The sequence below is a fragment of the uncultured Comamonas sp. genome (assembly GCF_964277875.1).
GTDB lineage: Bacteria > Pseudomonadota > Gammaproteobacteria > Burkholderiales > Burkholderiaceae_C > Comamonas > Comamonas sediminis.
Window position 1 is genome coordinate 142,540 of record NZ_CAXYJV010000009.1, and the last position, 17,936, is coordinate 160,475.

The following is a 17,936-nucleotide window of genomic DNA, read 5'->3' on the forward strand; positions in this document are numbered from 1 at the left end:
CAATCTAGAGGACGGGGCTGAGGCGAGGCTTAAACCGCCGCCTCTGTCAACAAGCGGTTCAGCCCAGCAGGTCCAGCGCGTCCTGGTAGGCCGGCTGGCGCATCAGCTCATCCCAGGGCTGGGGCACCGTCTCGGGCAGCAGCGCCAGGCGGCGCGATTCCGAATCCTCGTCCGGCTGCCAGCGGCCGCTGCGCAGCGCATCGTCCATGCCGTCGAGCAACTCGTCCACATGGGCGCCCAGGCCCAGGCTCTGGTTGCACAGCAGCACCATGTCGCAGCCAGCAGACAACGCGGCCAGCGCGGCCTCGGTATAGCTGATCACGCTGCCATTGATGCGGCGCGCGCCTTCCATGCTCAGGTCGTCGCTGAAGATCGCGCCGTCATAGCGCAGGCGCGTGCGCAGTACGTCCTTGAGCCATTTCTCGCTGAAGCCGGCCGGGCGCTTGTCCACCTTGGGGTAGATGACATGGGCGGGCATCACCGCCGTCAGCACGCTGCTCAGCCAGGGGTAAGGCGCGGCATCCTCGGCGAGGATGGCGCTCAGGCTGCGCCCATCGATGGGGATGGCAACATGCGAATCGGCCTTGACAAAGCCATGGCCGGGGAAATGCTTGCCGCAGTTGCCCATGCCGGCCTGCAGCAGGCCATGCATCAGGCTCTTGGCCAGCATCGCCACCACGCGCGGGTCGCGGTGAAAGCTGCGGTCACCGATGACCGAGCTTTCGCCATAGTCCAGATCCAGCACCGGCGTGAAGCTGAAATCCACCGCGCAGGCCCGCAGCTCGGCGCCCAGCACATAGCCGGCAGCGGTGGCGGCATTCATCGCCCGCATCGCACCGCTGCCCTCACGTTGGCGGCTGCCCTGGCCGTCGTCCATCCACATCTGGCCGAAATGCCGCATCGATGGCAGGTGTGTGAAGCCATCGGTGCGAAAACGCTGCACGCGCCCGCCCTCGTGGTCCACACAGATCAGCAGGTCGGGCTTGATGGCCTTGATCTGCGCGCACAGCTGCACCAGCGCCGAGCGGCTCTCCCAGTTGCGGGCAAACAGGATGATGCCGCCCACCAGCGGGTGTGCGAGACGGGCGCGGTCGGCATCGGTCAGGGCCGTGCCGGCGATATCAATGATCAGAGGAGCGTGCATGGATGGATGCGAAAGAGTCAGAAACGGGCCCTGGCAGGGCCCGGAGGATCGGAAATCAGAGCTTCTCGACCACGCAAAAGCTGGCGGCGTAGTCGACCTCGTCGGTCACGGTGATATGCGCCGTCAGGCCTTGCGCCTCGAACCAGGCGGCCAGCTCGCCATGCAGCCGGATGCCGGGCTTGCCGCTGGGCAGGTTGATGACCTCGCAGTGGCGCCAGGTCATCGGCATGCGCATGCCCAGGCCCACGGCCTTGCTGAAGGCCTCCTTGGCCGAAAAGCGCGTCGCCATGTAGCGCACGCCCCGGTCGGGCCAGCGCTCGCTGCGGCGGCGCCAGACAGCCAGCTCCCCCTCGGCGAGCACCTTGTGGGCAAAGCGCTCGCCCTGGCGCTCCAGGGTCGCACGGATGCGGCGGATATCACAGATGTCGGTGCCAATACCGTAAATCATGCTGTCACAGACCTGGGCGGGCGATTACAGCAGCACGCCATCGGCGCGCGCGTCGAGCGAGCGGCGGTAGGCACGCACGGCCTCGGCGTAACCCATCTCCAGCGCATCGGTCACAAAGGCGTGGCCGATCGACACTTCCAGCACCTGGGGCACATGGGTCACAAACGGGGTCAGGTTGCGCAGGCTCAGGTCATGGCCGGCATTGACGCCCAGGCCCACCGCCTGCGCGGCCTTGGCGGCTGCCACGTAGCGCGCCAGCTGCGTGCTTTGCTCGGGCGTGCCAAAGGCGGCCGCATAGGGCTCGGTGTACAGCTCGACCCGGTCTGCGCCCACAGCCTTGGCAGCGGCCATCTGCTCCGGGATCGGGTCCATGAACAGGCTCACGCGCACACCCAAGGCCTTGCACTCGTCAATCAGCGGCTTGAGGCGCTCGGCATCCTGCGGAAAGCTCCAGCCATGGTCGCTGGTGAACTGGTCCTCGCCATCGGGCACAAAGGTGGCCTGGTGCGGACGGTACTTGCGCACATAGTCCATCAGATTCTGGAAGGGATTGCCTTCGATGTTGTACTCGCGCTTGACCGGCCAGGTGGCGATCACGCCCGCGAGCTTTTCCACATCGCCGGGGCGGATGTGGCGCTCGTCCGGCCGGGGGTGCACGGTGATCCCCTGCGCGCCCGCTTCCAGGCACAGACGTGCCGCACGCGTCACGCTGGGAATCTCCAGGTGGCGGGTGTTACGTACCAGTGCCACCTTGTTGAGGTTGATAGACAGGGCAGTTTTCACGGGGGTAGTCATAGCGATTGGATATCCATCATCAACTGGCGCGTACGCAATACCGGCTGACCACAGTGGTGTTGCAGCAGCGTACGCAACTGAACTTTTAACTCGCCGGCACACAACACGCAAGCCCTCAGAACAGCCGGATAGGGATTTGCCGCCGACAGCGCTTCCTCCAGCGCCTCCCATTGTGCACCGGTCAGGCCCGCCCTGTCCTGCCCATGGGCCTCGCGCAGGCCGGCATCGGGCACCAGCACATAGCGCGTGCCGGGTTGGAGCGGCTGCAGCGACAGCGTCTGCGCCGCCAGCGAGGGCAGCAGCCCCAGCTCGCGCAGCAGCAGCAGCTCGAAGGCGCGCAGCACGGGTTCGAGCACATCGCCATGGTCGGTGGCCAGCACGCGCACCACACCGGCATAGATGTCGAACAGGTTGGCAAAGGGGTCCTCGCGCGCCAGCAGCCGCATCAGCAGCTCATTGAGGTAGAGTCCCGACAGCAGGCCACCGCCCACCGGCATCGTGTGGCCGCCCACCCATTCAGCGCTTTTGAGCGTGTGGATGTCCGAGCCGCCCTCGCCCGCGATGCCCCAGGACAGGCGCAGCGGCTGCAAGGCCAGCAGCACCGGACGAAAGTTGGAAGTGGGTTTCTTGACGCCCTTGGCAACCAGCGCCACGCGCCCCCGGTGGCGGGTAAAGCACTCCAGCACCAGGCTGGATTCACTCCAGTCATACCGGTGCAGGATATAGGCCGGTTCCTCGTTGACGCGCTTGACAGCCATGGCTCAGGGGGTTGCATTGCGTGGCCCGCGCGGGGCCACAGAAGAGGTCGGTATCACGCACGGGGCGCGCAACCGGTGCATAGCAGACGGTGCGCCAGGGTTGCGCTTATTCGTAGCCGAAGGACTTGACCCGGGCCTCGTCATCGGCCCAGCCGGACTTGACCTTGACCCAGACCTCCAGGAACACCTTGGCGTCCAGCAGCTTTTCCAGCTCCTGGCGCGCTTCGGTGCTGATGCGCTTGAGCTTTTCACCCTTCTCGCCAATCACCATCGCCTTGTGGCCATCGCGCTCGACGACGATGGTCGCGGCAATGCGCATGAAGCGGCCATGCGTCTTGCTGGGCTCTTCGTCGAACTTGTCGATGACAACGGTCGAGGTGTAGGGCAGCTCATCGCCGGTAAAGCGGAAGAGCTTTTCGCGCACCGTCTCGGACGCCAGGAACTTCTCGCTGCGGTCGGTCAGCTCTTCGGGACCGTAGAACCAGGCCTGCTCGGGCAGGTATTTTTCGCAGATGCCGAACAGGCGCTCGATATCGCCCTTGTTCTTGGCCGACATCGGCACGAACTCGGCAAAGGGGTGGCGCTCCTGCATGTCACGCAGCCAGGGCGCAATCTCGTGGCGGCGGTGCACGGTGTCGAGCTTGTTGGCGATCAGCAAGGTCGGAATGCCGGGCTTGAACAGCGACAGCACCTTGGCATCGGCCAGCGTAAAGCTGCCCGCTTCGACCACAAACAGGATCAGGTCCACATCACCGATGGCGCCCATCACCGTCTTGTTGAGCGACTTGTTCAACGCGCGCGAATGGCGGGTCTGGAAGCCGGGCGTATCGACGAACACGAACTGGGTGTTGTCCTGCGTGCGGATACCGGTGATGCGGTGGCGTGTGGTCTGCGCCTTGCGCGAGGTGATCGAGATCTTCTGGCCGACCAGCGCATTCATCAACGTGGACTTGCCCACATTGGGCTTGCCAACGATGGCGATCAGGCCGCAGCGCTGCGGGCCGGTTGGCGCGGCAGGCGCCTCGGCCTGGCCGGCATCGGGGGCGCTGACGCGCGCCACGGTCGCACCGGGCTTGGCGGCGGCCAGCATCGCGTCCAGGTCGGAGAGGGTCTGGCCCGAAGGCAACAGCTCTGCAGGGGCTTGGCCAGCAGCGCTTGGAGAAGGAGATTTTTTCGAGGTCATAAAAGCTTAGCGATGCTGGGTCTGCAGTTTTTGCAACATGATGGCGGCTGCCGCCTGCTCGGCCGCGCGGCGCGATGCGCCAGCGCCTTCGCTGCGGGCCTGGAAGGCCGGCACCACACAGTCGACATGGAAAGTCTGCGCATGCGCAGCACCGGTGGTGCCGGTCACCACATACTCCGGCACCGATTTCTTGCGTGCCTGCAGCCACTCCTGCAGCGCCGTCTTGGCATCCTTGGACGCGGCGGGCATGTGCTGCGAGATCTCGACACGCTCATAGAGATGATGCACGATCGCCTCGGCCTGCGTATAGCCGGCATCCAAGTAAACCGCTCCAATAATCGCCTCGACCGCATCGGCCAGGATCGAAGGACGCTCGCGTCCGCCTGATTTGGACTCGCCCTCCCCCAGACGCAGCACCTTGGCCAGCTGCAGGCGCAGCGCAATCTGGTGCAAGGTGTCCTGCTTGACCAGGTTGGCCCGCATGCGCGAGAGCTCGCCCTCCGGGGTGCCCTTGAGCTTCTGGAACAGCATCGTCGATACCGCCAGGCCCAGCACCGAGTCACCCAGAAACTCCAGGCGCTCATTGTGATCCGCACAAAAACTACGGTGCGTTACCGCTCGCTGCAGCAACGCACCGTTCGCAAAGGAATACTGCAGGCGTTCCTGCAATCGGCTGAGTTCTGATTCCACCTACTTCACACTATCGTTAAAACGGAAGACCAGATAGGCCGGCCCGTACAGCGGGATATCGCGCTCGTAGCTGTACGACACCACAATCTTGCCGTCCGTGTCCTTGGTCACTTCCAGATCATTGGCATTGACCGAGGTCATGTCATCAATGGCCTGCGAGCGCTCATAGATGGCGCGCACTTCCTGCACCGTGGTGCCCTGGCGCGCGGCCTTGACCGCGGCCTTCTTGATGTTCATGTTCTCGATCACGATCGGGACGGCCTTGCTGCCCACAATGGCCAAGGCCACGATGATGAAACCCCAGAGCACCACACCGATGAACGACATGCCGCGCTGGCGGTGCCTTGGTGCTTGTTTCATAGTCTGCATAGCCAATCCCTCTTAGAAAACTTTTTTAGTTAAACGGTCCGATACGCTTGATGTTACCGAAATTCATCCAGACAAAGAAGGCCCGGCCCACAATGTTGGCATCCGGCACAAAGCCCCAGTAACGGGAATCGAGCGAGTTGTCGCGGTTGTCGCCCATCATGAAGTAATGGCCTTCAGGCACCTTGCAGGTCACGCCTTCGACGCTGTAGCGGCAGTTGTCCTTGTACTTGAAATCCGTCACGCCCTGGACAAAATTGGGCACATCCGGGTTGATGATGGCGCGGTGCGTCTTGTCACCCAGCTGCTCCTCGATCTGCTTGAAGTAGCGCATCGCATCCTGCTCGAAATAATCGGGCTGGTTGGTCGTCGGCACCACCTTGCCATTGATCGTCAGGCGCTTGTTGATGTAGGCCACCTCGTCACCGGGCACGCCCACCACACGCTTGATGTAGTCCATGCTGGGCTGTGGCGGGTAGCGGAACACCATCACATCACCGCGCTTGGGCGCCGTGCCCTCGGTGATCTTCTTGTTGATCACCGGCAGGCGCACGCCATAGGTGAACTTGTTGACCAGGATCAGGTCGCCCACCTGCAAGGTCGGGATCATCGAGCCCGACGGGATCTTGAACGGCTCGAACAGGAAGGAGCGCAGGATGAATACCACGGCGATCACCGGGAACAGGCCTGCGGTCCAGTCCAGCCACCAGGGCTGCATCAGCAGGCGCGTCTTGCCCTCTTGCACGTCGATGCCATCGACCTTGTCGATCCCCTGGGCATCGAGCTGCCGGCGCCGCTCGGCCGCCGACACTTCCAGCTGCGCGGCGGCCGCCTGGCGCCGGGGGAAGAAGTAAAAGCGCTCCGCCACCCAGTAGGCGCCGGTGATCACCGTGGCCAAAAACAGCAGCAGTGCAAAATTGCCTTCGATCGCGCCGCTGTACCAGGCGCCCATATAGGCCACAAAGGCGGCCAGAATCAGTGTTGTCAGGAGTTGCATAGCTTTGCTTTTGGCTTCTTCTCTTCTTAATCGTCCACTTGCAGAATCGCCAGGAACGCCTCTTGGGGCACTTCGACCGAGCCGATCTGTTTCATGCGCTTCTTGCCGGCCTTCTGCTTTTCCAGCAGCTTGCGCTTACGCGTGATGTCGCCACCATAGCACTTGGCCAGCACGTTCTTGCGCATCGCCTTGACGGTTTCGCGGGCGATGATGTTGGCACCAATGGCCGCCTGGATCGCCACGTCGAACATCTGGCGGCTGATGATTTCGCGCATCTTGGCCACCACCGCACGGCCCCGGTAGACCGACTGCGAACGGTGCACGATGATGGACAGCGCGTCCACCTTCTCGCCGTTGAGCAGAATGTCGACCTTGACCACGTCGGAGGCCCGGTATTCCTTGAACTCGTAGTCCATCGAGGCATAGCCGCGCGAGACCGATTTGAGCTTGTCAAAGAAGTCCAGCACGATTTCGCCCAGCGGCATTTCGTAGGTGAGCATCACCTGGCGGCCGTGGTAGGCCATGTCCATCTGTACGCCGCGCTTCTGGTTGGCCAGGGTCATCACCGGGCCTACATAGTCCTGGGGCATATAGAGGTGCACGGTCACAATCGGTTCCCGCACCTCTTCCAGACGGCCGGCATCGGGCATCTTCGAGGGGTTTTCCACATCGATGAGTTCGCCATCGGCCTTGAGCACCTGGTAGACCACGCTGGGCGCGGTGGTGATCAGGTCCTGGTCGAACTCGCGCTCCAGGCGCTCCTGCACGATTTCCATGTGCAGCAGGCCCAGGAAGCCGCAGCGGAAGCCAAAGCCCAGCGCCTGCGACACCTCGGGCTCGTAATGCAGTGCTGCATCGTTGAGCTGCAGTTTTTCCAGCGCGTCACGCAGCTGGTCGTATTCGGATGCCTCGGTCGGGTACAGACCGGCAAACACCTGGGATTTGACTTCCTTGAAGCCCGGCAGCGGCGCGCTGGCGGGGCCCAGGTTGTTGGGCAGCTTCTTTTCCAACGTGATGGTGTCACCCACCTTGGCGGCCTTCAGCTCCTTGATGCCGGCAATGATGTAGCCCACCTCTCCGGCCTTGAGCACATCGCGCGGCTCATTGGCGGGCGTGAACACGCCCAGGCTGTTGGCTTCATAGGCCGCGCCGGTGGCCATCATCTTGAAGCGCTCGTTCTTCTTGAGCTGGCCATCGACCACGCGCACCAGCATCACGACGCCCACATAGGGGTCAAACCAGCTGTCCACGATCATCGCGCGCAGGGGCGCTTCGGGCTCGCCCTTGGGTGGCGGCACCTTGGCCACCACGGCTTCCAGAATGTCTTCAATGCCCATGCCGGTCTTGGCCGAGCAGGGAATCGCGTCGCTGGCATCAATGCCGATCACATCTTCGATCTCGGCCTTGGCATTGTCCGGGTCTGCATTGGGCAGATCCATCTTGTTGAGCACGGCGAACACTTCCACGCCCAGGTCCAGCGCGGTGTAGCAATTGGCCACCGTCTGGGCTTCCACGCCTTGCGACGCATCGACCACCAGCAGCGCGCCTTCGCAGGCCGACAGCGAACGCGAGACTTCATAGGAGAAGTCCACGTGGCCGGGGGTGTCGATCAGGTTCAGGTTGTAGACCTGGCCGTCCTTGGCCTTGTAGTGCAGGGCCGCCGTCTGCGCCTTGATGGTGATACCGCGCTCTTTCTCGATGTCCATCGAGTCCAGCACCTGTGCCTCCATGTCGCGCTCGGCCAGGCCTCCGCAATATTGGATCAGGCGGTCCGCCAAGGTCGACTTGCCATGGTCAATATGGGCAATGATGGAAAAATTACGAATGTGCTGCATTAACAAACAACGGAAAAAGGCCTGGAATCGGGCGCGCACGCCAAAGGGGGCTGGAGATTCCAGCCAAAACACGCATTGTAGGCAAAAAGCAATGCACCCCAGCGGGGATAGCCGATCCCGCCGGGGTGCGGTGCTGTGGGCCGTATCAGCCCCTCATCAATGCCACTGCATCTCGCCCTTGGCCACCTTGGCGCTCAGCGCCAGGCCTTCCAGACTGCCCAGGTGGGGAAAGCGCTGCTTCATCGCCGCTTCCAGCGCAGCGCCGTCCTTGGCCTTGGCCGTTTCTTCGTCAAAGGCGCGGATGTAATCGGCGGTAAAGTCCACGGCCGCCGTGCCCGCGGGCATCGTGCCGGCAAAGTGGCCGGGGATCACCACATCGGGGCCCAGCGCCTTGATGCGCGCCAGCGTCGCCAGCCAGTCGCTGTGCGACTGCGGCGTCTGGGTATCGGCCATCCAGACATGCTCACCGGCCATCACCGGGATGCCACCGGCCACCGTCTTGATCGACGGAATCCAGACCACCGTGCGGTCCGGCGTCGGGCCGTCCAGGCCAATCAGCTGCAAGGCCTGGCCATCCACCTGCAGGCTGTCGCCCTGCAGCGGCTGGGGCACCACCAGCTGCTTGGGCGCGTTCTCGCCCAGCTTCGGGCCCCAGACCTTGAGCTTCTCGTCCTTCGTGGCCTCGATATGGGCAATGGTCTGCGGGGTCGCCACAATCCTGGCGTCCGGGAACGCGGCTTGCAAGGTGTCCAGACCAAAGTAGAAGTCCGGGTCGCCATGGCTGATGTAGATGGTCGTCAGGCGCTTGCCGCTGGCCTTGATCTTGTCGGCCAGCTTGCGCGCCTGCTCGGCCGAGAACTGCGCATCGATCAGCACCGCCTCGGTCTTGCCCTGCACCAGCACCGACGAGACGGCAAAGATCGCTTGTTCGCCAGGATTGAAGACCTCGGTGGTCAGGGTCGCCTGTTGGGTATCGGCCGGCGCGGGGGCCGCAGGCGCGCTGGCGGCCGGCGCAGCGGGCGCCGGCTGGGTGCTGCTGCGCTCACAGCCCACCAACAGGGCAGCGGCCAGCGCACAGGCGGACAGGGTGTAGTAGCGTTGTTTCATGGTCTGGTTTGCTTTCAAAAAGGGATTCAACAAAGGTGGGCGCAGGCCAGGCTGCAACCCGGTGATTCAGGCTCCGGCAGCAGCCCCGTCTGCCATCGCTTGCGCCAGGGCTGCGTGGAACTGGGCCAGTTCCTGCGCCAGGCTTTCGCGCTGGCGAAAACGCTTGCCGGCGCGCTCGTACCAGTTCTCGGCGTCTTCCAGATCGCCTTCCTGCAAATGCACGATGCCGTGCAACCAGGCGGCCAGCAGGCCGGGAATGCGCTGCACGCCATCGTGGGCGGCATGCCAGTCACCCGCTTGCAACTGGGCCGCCAGCCCCTGCAACTGGCGCAGTTCGTCCGGCGTATGCATGGCCGTCATGGCTGCATCGCCTGGCGCATCGCAGCGCTGTCCACCACCTGCTCCATGCGGATGATCTGGCCACCGCGCAGCTGGTACAGGTGCGAAAAGCCCGCCTCCATCGCCCGGCCGCTGGCGCGGTGGGTGCCGGTGTAGCGGCCAAAGGCGGCCACCCGGTCGCCATCGGCCAGGTAGCTGTGCACGTGGACGCGGAAGTCTGCCCAGTCGCTGCCCAGCCGCGCAAACACACCCTCCACGATCTGCGCGGCACCCACATACTCGCCGGCATAGGGCGATCCGGCCGCCTCGATCCAGCGCACATCGGGCGCCAGCGCCGCCATCAAATGGCGGGCGTTGTCCTCGGGGCTGCCTTCATAGGTGGCACGAATGGTGTCCAGGTTGCGGGTGGTCATTGAGAGTCTCCGTACAGATTCAGGCAGCCAGGCACTGCGCCACAAAGGCCTGGGGGTTGGAGAAAGCCGCGCTGGCGTTCAGCAGCTGGCGCTGGCCATCGCGCTCCAGCACAAAGCTGGGCACACCTTGCGCACCCAGCGCACGCATCAGCTGCCGGGCCTGGGCCATTCGGGCGTTGTTGGCGTCCATCAGCGCGGCATCGGGTTGCGCCAGCCGGGCGGCAGCGTCGTTCAGGCCCAGGCCGCGCAGCAGATCGAGCAGCACGGGAATGGCCGTGTTGTCCAGCCCATCCACATAGCGCGCATGCTGGATGGCCTTGAGCGCTTCGGCCTCGCGCTCTGGTGCCGTCAGGTGCACGGCAGTCAGCGCCACCGTGGCGGGGCCGCTGTCAAACATCTGTTGCGGCTTCTCGAGCACCTCGCTGCGGTAGCGCTGGCTGAAAGGCTGGCCGGTCAGGCGCTCGATGCGCTGGTCATTGCTCCAGGCATAGGCGGCAAAGGCCTCGTCCATCGGGCGGGCGCCTTCGCCCGAGAAAAGTCCGCTGGGCAGCAATTGCAGCTGCTCGCCGCCTTGCTGCGCCAGGCTTTCCAGCACCGGGCCTGCGCCATAGCACCAGCCGCAAAGAGGATCAAAGAGGTAATAGAGGCGTTTCATATCCATTGCTTATCGAATGCGATGGCGCCATAGTAGTCAATTTGGATTGACAAATAAACCGCAATCAAATAGATAACTCGTATGCAAAAAGCAAACAATCTTGATGATGCGGCGATGGGCCACTTCTCCAACCTCAAGCGCCTGGCCTATTTCAGTGCCGTGGTGGAAACCGGCAGCTTCACCGCCGCCGCCGCGCGCCTGGGCATCACCAAGGCGGTGGTCAGCCAGCAGGTGGCGCGGCTGGAGGCCGACTTCCGCACCAGCCTGCTGACGCGCAGCACCCGCAAGGTGGTGCCCACCGATGCGGGCCAGGCCTTCTACCAGCGCTGCGCGCTGATCCTCAAGGAAGCGGCCGACGCCTTTGACGAGCTGGCCCAGGGGGCCGAGGCGCCCACGGGCACCTTGCGGCTGACGGCACCGCTCGATTACGGCATTGCGGCCATCGTGCCGGCCATCACCGCCTTCTGCCGCCGCTACCCGCAGTGCAAGGTCGACGCCTCGCTCAGCGACCAGTCGCTGGACCTGATGGACGGGCAGGTGGAGCTGGCCATCCGCGTGGGCTGGCTGACCGAGCTGCACCTGCAGGCGCGCCAGGTCGGCAGCTTTCGCCAGTTGCTGGTGGCTTCGCCTGCCTGGAAGCCACAGCTGGCCAGCATGGAGGAGCCGCAGCAACTGGCCGCCCTGCCCTTTGTAGCCAATACGGCGCTGCGCGATCCGCTGCACTGGAGCTTTTCGCGCACGGCTCTGGAGCGCCAGAACGTCAGCATGCCGTCGGTGCTGTCGCTCAACGCCACGATGGCCGTGCGCGAGGCGGTGCGCCACGGCGCAGGCCTGTCGGTGCTGCCCGACTATGCCGTCGCCGATGACCTGCACAGCGGCCGGCTGCTGCAGGTACTGCCGGATTGGAAGCTGCCCTCGGGTGGCATCCATGCCGTGTTTCCCGCCGCGCGCTTTCGCCCGGTGAAGGTGCGCGCCTTTGTCGAGCTGCTGCAAGAGCAGCTGGCGCAGCAAGACGCCAAAGCCGGAGGCCCTCCGGCAGCAGCCGGTTGACGCGCTTGTTAGGATGGGCCGACACCCTGGGCGGCATCCAGCCGCCGCGCAACCCTCTCTGACAGGAGATATCCCCAATGGCAGCAGCAGAAGAACGTAGCGATATCGGGCAGTACCGTGGGGTGCGGCTGGAGCTGGTGACGGTCGATGCCACCGGCGCGCAGGTCGATCTGTCCTGCGCCTGCATGTTCACGCATGAAGTGGACCACCAGCCCATGGCAGGCGGCCTGGCCCACCTGGATGCCGCCCTGGGCGGCCAGCTGGCCCAGGCCCGGCGCGATGGCGCGTTCCGCGCCCAACCGTTGGAGACGCTGCTGATCACACCGCCAGCAGGCGCCGCGCAAGCCTCCGCCATTGTGGTGATCGGCATGGGCCACCCCGAGGACTGGAGCCCCGCGACCAGTGCCGCTGCGGTGGCCTGCGCATTGCGGGTCGGCCACCTGCGCGGTGCGCGCAGCGTGGCGATCGCGCCCAGCATTCTGGACACCGGCATCCACTCCGATGAGGACGTCAACGGCCCCATGCTGCATGGCTTCAAAACCCAGCTCGATGCCCTGCACCAGCTCCACAGCCTGGGGCTGGCAGCCGCGCCCGCCATCGAGCACTGGGTGTTCGACACCGGCGCTGCCCATTTCCCGCACAAGCTGCAGCAGTACCAGCAGGCTTTTGCATCGATGATGGGCTGAGGGTCAGGCAGCGGCGGCTCTTGACCGCTGCGCCATGCGGCCTACAATGGGCTGCTTTCTTACCTGTGCGAGGTCTTCTACCGATGCGCTATTGATGCTGCCGTCTTGCTGACGGCCCCACGTCCCGCCCCTTGATCGCAGCGGCTGCCCTATCTCTCACGATGGCCAAAGCTGCAGGCTCACCAGCCATGGCTCGGGGATGTTCGGCATCGATGAATCGCACGGGTGGTATGACAGACACGCATTTGACGCTGCATGGCGTCTCCTATTCGCTGCCGCAAGGCCGGCAGCTTTTCTCCGATCTCCACGCCCGCTTTGACCGCCAGCACACCGCGCTGGTCGGCCGCAATGGCGTGGGCAAAACGGTGCTGGCCCAGCTGCTGGCTGGCGCGCTGGAGCCCACCAGCGGCCGCATCAGCCGTGCAGGCCGCATCCATTACCTGGCGCAGGACCTGCTGGTGCAGCACCCCGCGCAAAGCATTGCCGAGCTGGCCGGCCTGGCGCCTGCGCTGGCCGCTTTGGATCGCATCGAGCAAGGCAGCAGCGACCCGCAGGACTTTGCGCTGCTGGCCGAGCGCTGGGATCTGCGCCAGCAGTTCCAGACCCTGCTGCAGGACAGCGGCTTGCCCGCGCTGCCCGCCGAGACCCCGGCCCACACCTTGAGCGGCGGCCAGGCGATGCGCGTGGCGCTGTTGGGCGCGCAACTGGCCCAGGCCGATTTTCTGATTCTGGACGAGCCCAGCAACCACCTGGATGCCGCTGGCCGCGCCGCACTGGCGCAGCGCCTGCAGCACTGGCCCGGCGGCCTGCTGCTGATCAGCCATGACCGGCGTCTGCTCGCCCAGATGGAGGTGATCGCCGAGCTGAGCAGCCAGGGGCTGCGCATGTACAGCGGCTCCTTTGGCGGCTACCAGCAGGCGCAGCAGCAGCGCGCGCAGCATGCGGCGGATGCGCTGGCCCGCAGCAAGCAGGAGCGCAAGCGCAGCGAGCATGCGCTGCAGGGCCAGCAGGAGCGCCAGCAACGCAAACAGGCCAGAGGCCACCAACAGGGCAAGCAGGCCAACCAGGCCAAGATCCTGCTGGGCCGTGCCAAGCAGCGCGCCGAGGCCAGCTCGGGCAAGCTCGTAGCCCAGCATGCCGCTGCCCGCGATGCCTTGAACGCCCGCGTCAGCGAAGCGGCGCAGGCGATCGACTGGCAGGCCGGCCCCATCCACTGGCAGCTGCCGCCCGAGGCCTTTGAGCAAGGCCGCAGCAGCGATGCCCTCGTCGCCGAGCTGCAGGACCTGCAGTCCCCCCGCCTGGCGGGCAGGCAGCCGCTGAACCTGCAGCTGCGTGCAGGCCAGCGCCTGGCCATCACCGGGCCCAACGGCTGCGGCAAAAGCAGCCTGCTGCAGATCCTCGCCGGCCAGCTGGCGCCAAATGCAGGCCAGCGCCAGCTGCATGTGCCCTGGGCCATGCTGGACCAGCAGCAAAGCCTGCTCGACCCCGCGCGCAGCCTGCTGGCCCAGCTGCAGCAAGGCAACCAGCAGACGCCGGAAGGCGTACTGCGCATGCGCCTGGCGCAGCTGGGGCTGGATGCGCGCTGCATTCTGCAGCCCAGCGGCGAGCTGAGCGGCGGCGAGCAGCTCAAAGCCGCCATGGCCTGCGCGCTGTACCGCGATGCGCCCGCGCAGCTGCTGCTGCTGGACGAGCCCGACAACCACCTGGACCTGCCGGCGCTGCAAGCGCTGGAGCAGATGCTGCGCAGCTACCCTGGCTGCCTGGTCGTCGTCTCGCACGATGAGGCGCTGCTCGATGCGCTGGCCTTGACGCACCGGCTGGCATTCGACGGTGACCGCTGGGAGTTGGCGCCATGGAGAAGCGGTACGCAGTCCTAGCCTCCGCCTGGTGGTACCCGGAAGTTCTCGCTGATGCGGCGCTCGGCGCGATGGCATAGATTCAGCCAGCCATGCCAGCGCCGGGCCAGCCAGCTGCGCGGCAGCGGGGCCGCTGGCGGTGGCGGATGGGGCAAGGGTTCAGGCAGTGGTCGAGGGTTTTGCATGGCCACCGATGCTCGGCGCCGGCCAGACTTCTGTAAAGTTGAATTTCCTATGCATTCACTTCAGAAAAACTGATGCGCAACCTCAACCTCGACCAGGTGCAGACCCTGGTCGCCATTGCCGACCTGGGCACCTTTGCGGCGGCAGCGCAGGCGCTGCACCTGTCGCCACCGGCCATCAGCCTTCATATCAAGGAGCTGGAAACGCGCATGGACACGGCCTTGCTGGTGCGCGGCCGGCGCCAGGCGGTGCTCACAGCAGCGGGCGAGCTGCTGGTGGCCCATGGCCGCAAGCTGCTCGACGCCAGCGATGAGCTGATCGACCTGGTGCAGCGCCGCGCCAGCGGCCGCGAAGGCCTGGTCAAGGTGGGCGTGTCGGCAGGGGTCAGCACCCGCTTGCTGCCGATGATGCTGGAGCAACTGAGCAGCCGCAGCCCGGGGGTGGAAGTCAAGCTCGAAGCGGTGGGCTCGGCCGATGCGATGCAGCGCCTGCGTGCCGGCTCGCTGGATGTGGCCATTGTGGCCAGCCCCCAGCCCAGCAGCGCCGAGATTGTACTGACACCTTGGCGCAATGACCCGATGGTGGTGCTGCTGCCGGCATCCTGGAAAGCGCCCAAGCGGGTAACGCCGGACTGGCTGGCCGGCAAGCGCTGGGCCTCGTTTGCACCAGCCACACAAATGCATGGGCTGATCGCCGGCTGGTTCGGGCAGGCCGGCCACCACCCCCGGCCTTTTCTGACCCTGAGCTACCCCGGCGCCCTCAAAAGCCTGGCCGCCGCCAGCCAGAGCGCGGTCATCCTGCCGCTCGAAGAGGTCGAAGACCAGCTGCAGCTGCCCGGCGTGCAGGTGCGCCATCTCTGGCCCCGCCTGATGCGCCCGATGGCCGTGGCCCACCGCCGCGATGGCAGCCACAACCCGGCAGCCGCTGCGGTGCTGGCGGTGCTGGCCGCCTTTGCGCTGCCGGGCTGATGTCCTGTGTTTGACAGGGGCCAGGGCCCCGCGCCTGCCATCATGGATGGATACCAACAAGGAGACATGCATGGCAGACAAGATCGGTTTTATCGGCCTGGGCCGCATGGGCAAGCCCATGGCTGCCAACCTCGTCAAGAAGGGTTTCGCACTGGTCGTCCATGACCTGAACCAGACGGCCGTCAAGGACCTGGTCGCGATGGGTGCGCAAAGTGCCCAGGTGCCCGAACTGGCGCGCGACTGCAGCATCATCGTCACGATGCTGCCCTCGTCGGTGGAGGTGGAGCAAACGGCGCTGGGCGAGGGCGGCATCTTTGCACATGCCCAGCCCGGCAGCATCCTGATGGACATGAGCACCATCGATCCGCTGGCCACCGACCGGCTGGCGCAGCAGGCCGCTGCCAAGGGCCTGTCGATGGTGGATGCGCCGGTGGGCCGGCTGGCCGAACATGCCGACCGGGGCGAATCGCTCTTCATGGTCGGCGCCAGCGATGCCGACCTGGCCCGCGTGCAACCCCTGCTGAACGCGATGGGCACCACCACCCACCACTGCGGCCCGGTGGGCACGGGCGGGCGCACCAAGCTGGTCAACAACTACCTGGCCGTCACCCTGACCCAGGTGAATGCCGAGGCGCTGGCGTTGTCGCAGCGCTTTGGCCTGGACATCGGCAAGACCTTGCAGGTGCTGCTGGGCACCTCAGCCACCAATGGCCAGCTGCGCATGAACTTTGCCAACAAGGTGCTGCTGGGCGACACCACGCCGGGCTTCACGATCGACCTGGCCCACAAGGACATGTCGCTGGTCATCGCCGCCGCCCATGCGAGCAAGGTGCCGATGCCGGTGGCCGCTGCGGTGCATGAGTCGTACAGCCTCGCCCGCGCCAGCCAGCACGGCGGCCTCGATTTCTCCGGCATGGCCGATGTGCTCTGCGGCCTGGCGGGCATTGACAAGCCGCGCGTGCCCAAGGGTTGGACACCGGGTTGAGTCACTGGTCCGGGAGGCTGTAATGTCAGCCTCCGTCCTATAAGCACAGCGGCGCAAACGGGGTACAAAGGCTGCTGCTTCACCATTCGCAGCCTTGCCCATGTCCGCTCCCATCCCTGCCCATATCGCGTCGCTCTGGCGCAACAACGACAAGATTGCCGCGATCAAGCGCCTGCGCGAAGAAACCGGCATGGGCCTGGCAGAAGCCAAGCAGGCGCTGGAATCACAGCTGGATGGCGACGATGGGCTGGAGCCGCCACGCGAGGGGGAGGCGCTGCGCACCTCCATCGAGACGGCCTTGGCCCGGGGCGACAAGATCGTCGCCATCAAGCTGCTCAAGGATGCGACCGGCATCGGCCTGAAGGACGCCAAGGACCGCATTGAATCCGGCGACCCGCAGCAGTGGCAGGTGGAAGCCCGTTTGCCCCACACCCCCGACACCTCCAATAGCCCCAGCCATCCAGCATCCGCACCCGCGGATGCGGCCGCCTGGATGGAACCCGGCCATGAGCCCGGCCGGGTGCAAAGCTCGGGTGCCTGGACGGCGGTCTTCGTGGTGGTGCTGGTCCTGGTGCTGGCGGGTTGGTATTTCTGGCGGGCCTGATCGGCCCAGCCCGCCAGCAGGGTGATCAGCGCAGAAAATCCGCCGCGCTGTGCCGCTCAGGCATCGGCGAGCTGCCGCGCACCTTGTTGACCCGCTTGCCGCGTTGCACCGCAGGGCGCTGCGCGATCTCATCGGTCCAGCGGCGCACATGCTGGTAGGACTGGACATCCAGGAACTCGGCCGCGTTGTAGACCTCGTTGTTCAGCAGCGCGCCATACCAGGGCCAGGCAGCCATGTCGGCAATGCTGTAGACCTGTCCAGCGATAAAGCGGTGCTCGGCGAGCTGGCGGTCGAGCACATCGAGCTGGCGCTTGACTTCCATCGCATAGCGGTTGATCGGGTAGGCCATCTTCTCGGGCGCATAGGCATAGAAGTGGCCAAAGCCGCCGCCCAGAAATGCCGCGCTGCCCACCTGCCAGAACAGCCAGTTCAGCACCTCGGTGCGGGCCGCTGCCTCCTTGGGCAGGAACTGGCCAAACTTCTCGGCCAGGTGCAGCAGGATGGAGCCCGACTCGAACACCCGCACGGGCGTGCTGCCACTGCGGTCCAGCAGCGCGGGGATCTTGGAGTTCGGGTTGACCTCGACAAAGCCGCTGCCAAACTGGTCGCCCTCGCCGATATTGATCAGCCAGGCGTCGTACTCGGCCTCGGCAATGCCCAGCTCCAGCAGCTCTTCGAGCATGATCGTCACCTTGACGCCATTGGGCGTTCCCAGCGAATACAGCTGCAAGGGGTGCTCACCCACCGGCAGTACCTTGTCGTGCGTGGCGCCCGCTTCGGGGCGGTTGATATGGGCGAAGGCGCCTCCATTGCCTTTGTCCCAGGTCCAGACCTTGGGCGGTTGGTACGGTTGATCCGACATGCTTTACCTCAG

General features: G+C 65.3%; 20 protein-coding genes. 6 read left to right on the plus strand and 14 right to left on the minus strand.

Annotated features, from left to right (window positions below; genetic code table 11):
- Positions 1–58 precede the first annotated feature (58 nt).
- The 13 genes from nagZ to ACHWUQ_RS04650 form a co-directional block, all read right to left on the minus strand.
- Positions 59–1,144 (minus strand): beta-N-acetylhexosaminidase, encoded by a 1,086-nt coding sequence (gene nagZ / locus ACHWUQ_RS04590; protein WP_394680461.1) that lies wholly within the window; start codon positions 1,142–1,144, stop codon positions 59–61.
- 55 nt (positions 1,145–1,199) lie between these two features.
- Positions 1,200–1,592 (minus strand): holo-ACP synthase, encoded by a 393-nt coding sequence (gene acpS / locus ACHWUQ_RS04595; protein WP_239809191.1) that lies wholly within the window; start codon positions 1,590–1,592, stop codon positions 1,200–1,202.
- A 24-nt stretch (positions 1,593–1,616) separates the two neighbouring features.
- Positions 1,617–2,387 carry a pyridoxine 5'-phosphate synthase gene (locus tag ACHWUQ_RS04600; RefSeq protein ID WP_239809192.1) on the minus strand — a complete coding sequence of 257 codons (771 nt, stop codon included), beginning with the start codon at positions 2,385–2,387 and terminating at the stop codon, positions 1,617–1,619.
- Positions 2,384–3,145, minus strand: a complete 762-nt coding sequence (gene recO, locus ACHWUQ_RS04605) for a DNA repair protein RecO (RefSeq protein WP_394680462.1) — start codon at positions 3,143–3,145, stop codon at positions 2,384–2,386. The genes ACHWUQ_RS04600 and recO overlap by 4 nt, the downstream gene beginning before the upstream one ends.
- A gap of 106 nt (positions 3,146–3,251) precedes the next feature.
- The gene (era, locus tag ACHWUQ_RS04610) at positions 3,252–4,328 is read right to left on the minus strand and encodes a GTPase Era (RefSeq protein ID WP_394680463.1); all 1,077 of its coding nucleotides are present in this window, start codon (positions 4,326–4,328) and stop codon (positions 3,252–3,254) included.
- Positions 4,329–4,334: 6 nt separating this feature from the next.
- The gene (gene rnc / locus ACHWUQ_RS04615; RefSeq protein ID WP_313332436.1) at positions 4,335–5,018 is read right to left on the minus strand and encodes a ribonuclease III; all 684 of its coding nucleotides are present in this window, start codon (positions 5,016–5,018) and stop codon (positions 4,335–4,337) included.
- Positions 5,019–5,387, minus strand: coding sequence for a DUF4845 domain-containing protein (locus ACHWUQ_RS04620; protein WP_373449979.1), 369 nt, complete (start codon positions 5,385–5,387; stop codon positions 5,019–5,021). It abuts the gene before it with no gap.
- 25 nt (positions 5,388–5,412) lie between these two features.
- Positions 5,413–6,381: a signal peptidase I gene (lepB, locus tag ACHWUQ_RS04625; RefSeq protein ID WP_394680464.1), complete on the minus strand. Its 969-nt coding sequence runs from the start codon at positions 6,379–6,381 to the stop codon at positions 5,413–5,415.
- Positions 6,382–6,407: 26 nt separating this feature from the next.
- Complete coding sequence (lepA, locus tag ACHWUQ_RS04630; protein ID WP_312833853.1) at positions 6,408–8,216, minus strand: translation elongation factor 4; 1,809 nt, start codon at positions 8,214–8,216, stop codon at positions 6,408–6,410.
- Between the two features lie 156 nt (positions 8,217–8,372).
- Positions 8,373–9,323 (minus strand): MBL fold metallo-hydrolase, encoded by a 951-nt coding sequence (locus ACHWUQ_RS04635; RefSeq protein ID WP_394680465.1) that lies wholly within the window; start codon positions 9,321–9,323, stop codon positions 8,373–8,375.
- Between the two features lie 66 nt (positions 9,324–9,389).
- Positions 9,390–9,674: a hypothetical protein gene (locus ACHWUQ_RS04640; protein WP_394680481.1), complete on the minus strand. Its 285-nt coding sequence runs from the start codon at positions 9,672–9,674 to the stop codon at positions 9,390–9,392.
- Positions 9,675–9,679: 5 nt separating this feature from the next.
- The gene (locus ACHWUQ_RS04645; RefSeq protein WP_239809198.1) at positions 9,680–10,075 is read right to left on the minus strand and encodes a nuclear transport factor 2 family protein; all 396 of its coding nucleotides are present in this window, start codon (positions 10,073–10,075) and stop codon (positions 9,680–9,682) included.
- Between the two features lie 19 nt (positions 10,076–10,094).
- Positions 10,095–10,736, minus strand: coding sequence for a DsbA family protein (locus ACHWUQ_RS04650; RefSeq protein WP_394680466.1), 642 nt, complete (start codon positions 10,734–10,736; stop codon positions 10,095–10,097).
- 75 nt (positions 10,737–10,811) lie between these two features.
- Here ACHWUQ_RS04650 and ACHWUQ_RS04655 point away from each other — a divergent pair, with 75 nt between their 5' ends.
- The 6 genes from ACHWUQ_RS04655 to ACHWUQ_RS04680 all read left to right on the plus strand — a co-directional run bounded on the left by ACHWUQ_RS04655 (position 10,812) and on the right by ACHWUQ_RS04680 (position 17,062).
- Positions 10,812–11,780: a LysR family transcriptional regulator gene (locus tag ACHWUQ_RS04655; RefSeq protein WP_394680467.1), complete on the plus strand. Its 969-nt coding sequence runs from the start codon at positions 10,812–10,814 to the stop codon at positions 11,778–11,780.
- A gap of 77 nt (positions 11,781–11,857) precedes the next feature.
- Positions 11,858–12,466, plus strand: a complete 609-nt coding sequence (locus tag ACHWUQ_RS04660; RefSeq protein WP_394680468.1) for a M17 family peptidase N-terminal domain-containing protein — start codon at positions 11,858–11,860, stop codon at positions 12,464–12,466.
- A 230-nt stretch (positions 12,467–12,696) separates the two neighbouring features.
- Positions 12,697–14,343, plus strand: a complete 1,647-nt coding sequence (locus ACHWUQ_RS04665) for an ABC-F family ATP-binding cassette domain-containing protein (RefSeq protein ID WP_394680469.1) — start codon at positions 12,697–12,699, stop codon at positions 14,341–14,343.
- A gap of 236 nt (positions 14,344–14,579) precedes the next feature.
- Positions 14,580–15,473: a LysR family transcriptional regulator gene (locus ACHWUQ_RS04670; protein WP_394680470.1), complete on the plus strand. Its 894-nt coding sequence runs from the start codon at positions 14,580–14,582 to the stop codon at positions 15,471–15,473.
- Between the two features lie 70 nt (positions 15,474–15,543).
- Positions 15,544–16,458 (plus strand): NAD(P)-dependent oxidoreductase, encoded by a 915-nt coding sequence (locus ACHWUQ_RS04675; RefSeq protein ID WP_312453103.1) that lies wholly within the window; start codon positions 15,544–15,546, stop codon positions 16,456–16,458.
- 100 nt (positions 16,459–16,558) lie between these two features.
- Positions 16,559–17,062: a hypothetical protein gene (locus ACHWUQ_RS04680; protein WP_394680471.1), complete on the plus strand. Its 504-nt coding sequence runs from the start codon at positions 16,559–16,561 to the stop codon at positions 17,060–17,062.
- Positions 17,063–17,087: 25 nt separating this feature from the next.
- Here ACHWUQ_RS04680 and yghU read toward each other — a convergent pair whose 3' ends face one another.
- Positions 17,088–17,924: a glutathione-dependent disulfide-bond oxidoreductase gene (yghU, locus tag ACHWUQ_RS04685; RefSeq protein WP_394680472.1), complete on the minus strand. Its 837-nt coding sequence runs from the start codon at positions 17,922–17,924 to the stop codon at positions 17,088–17,090.
- Positions 17,925–17,936: the final 12 nt, after the last annotated feature.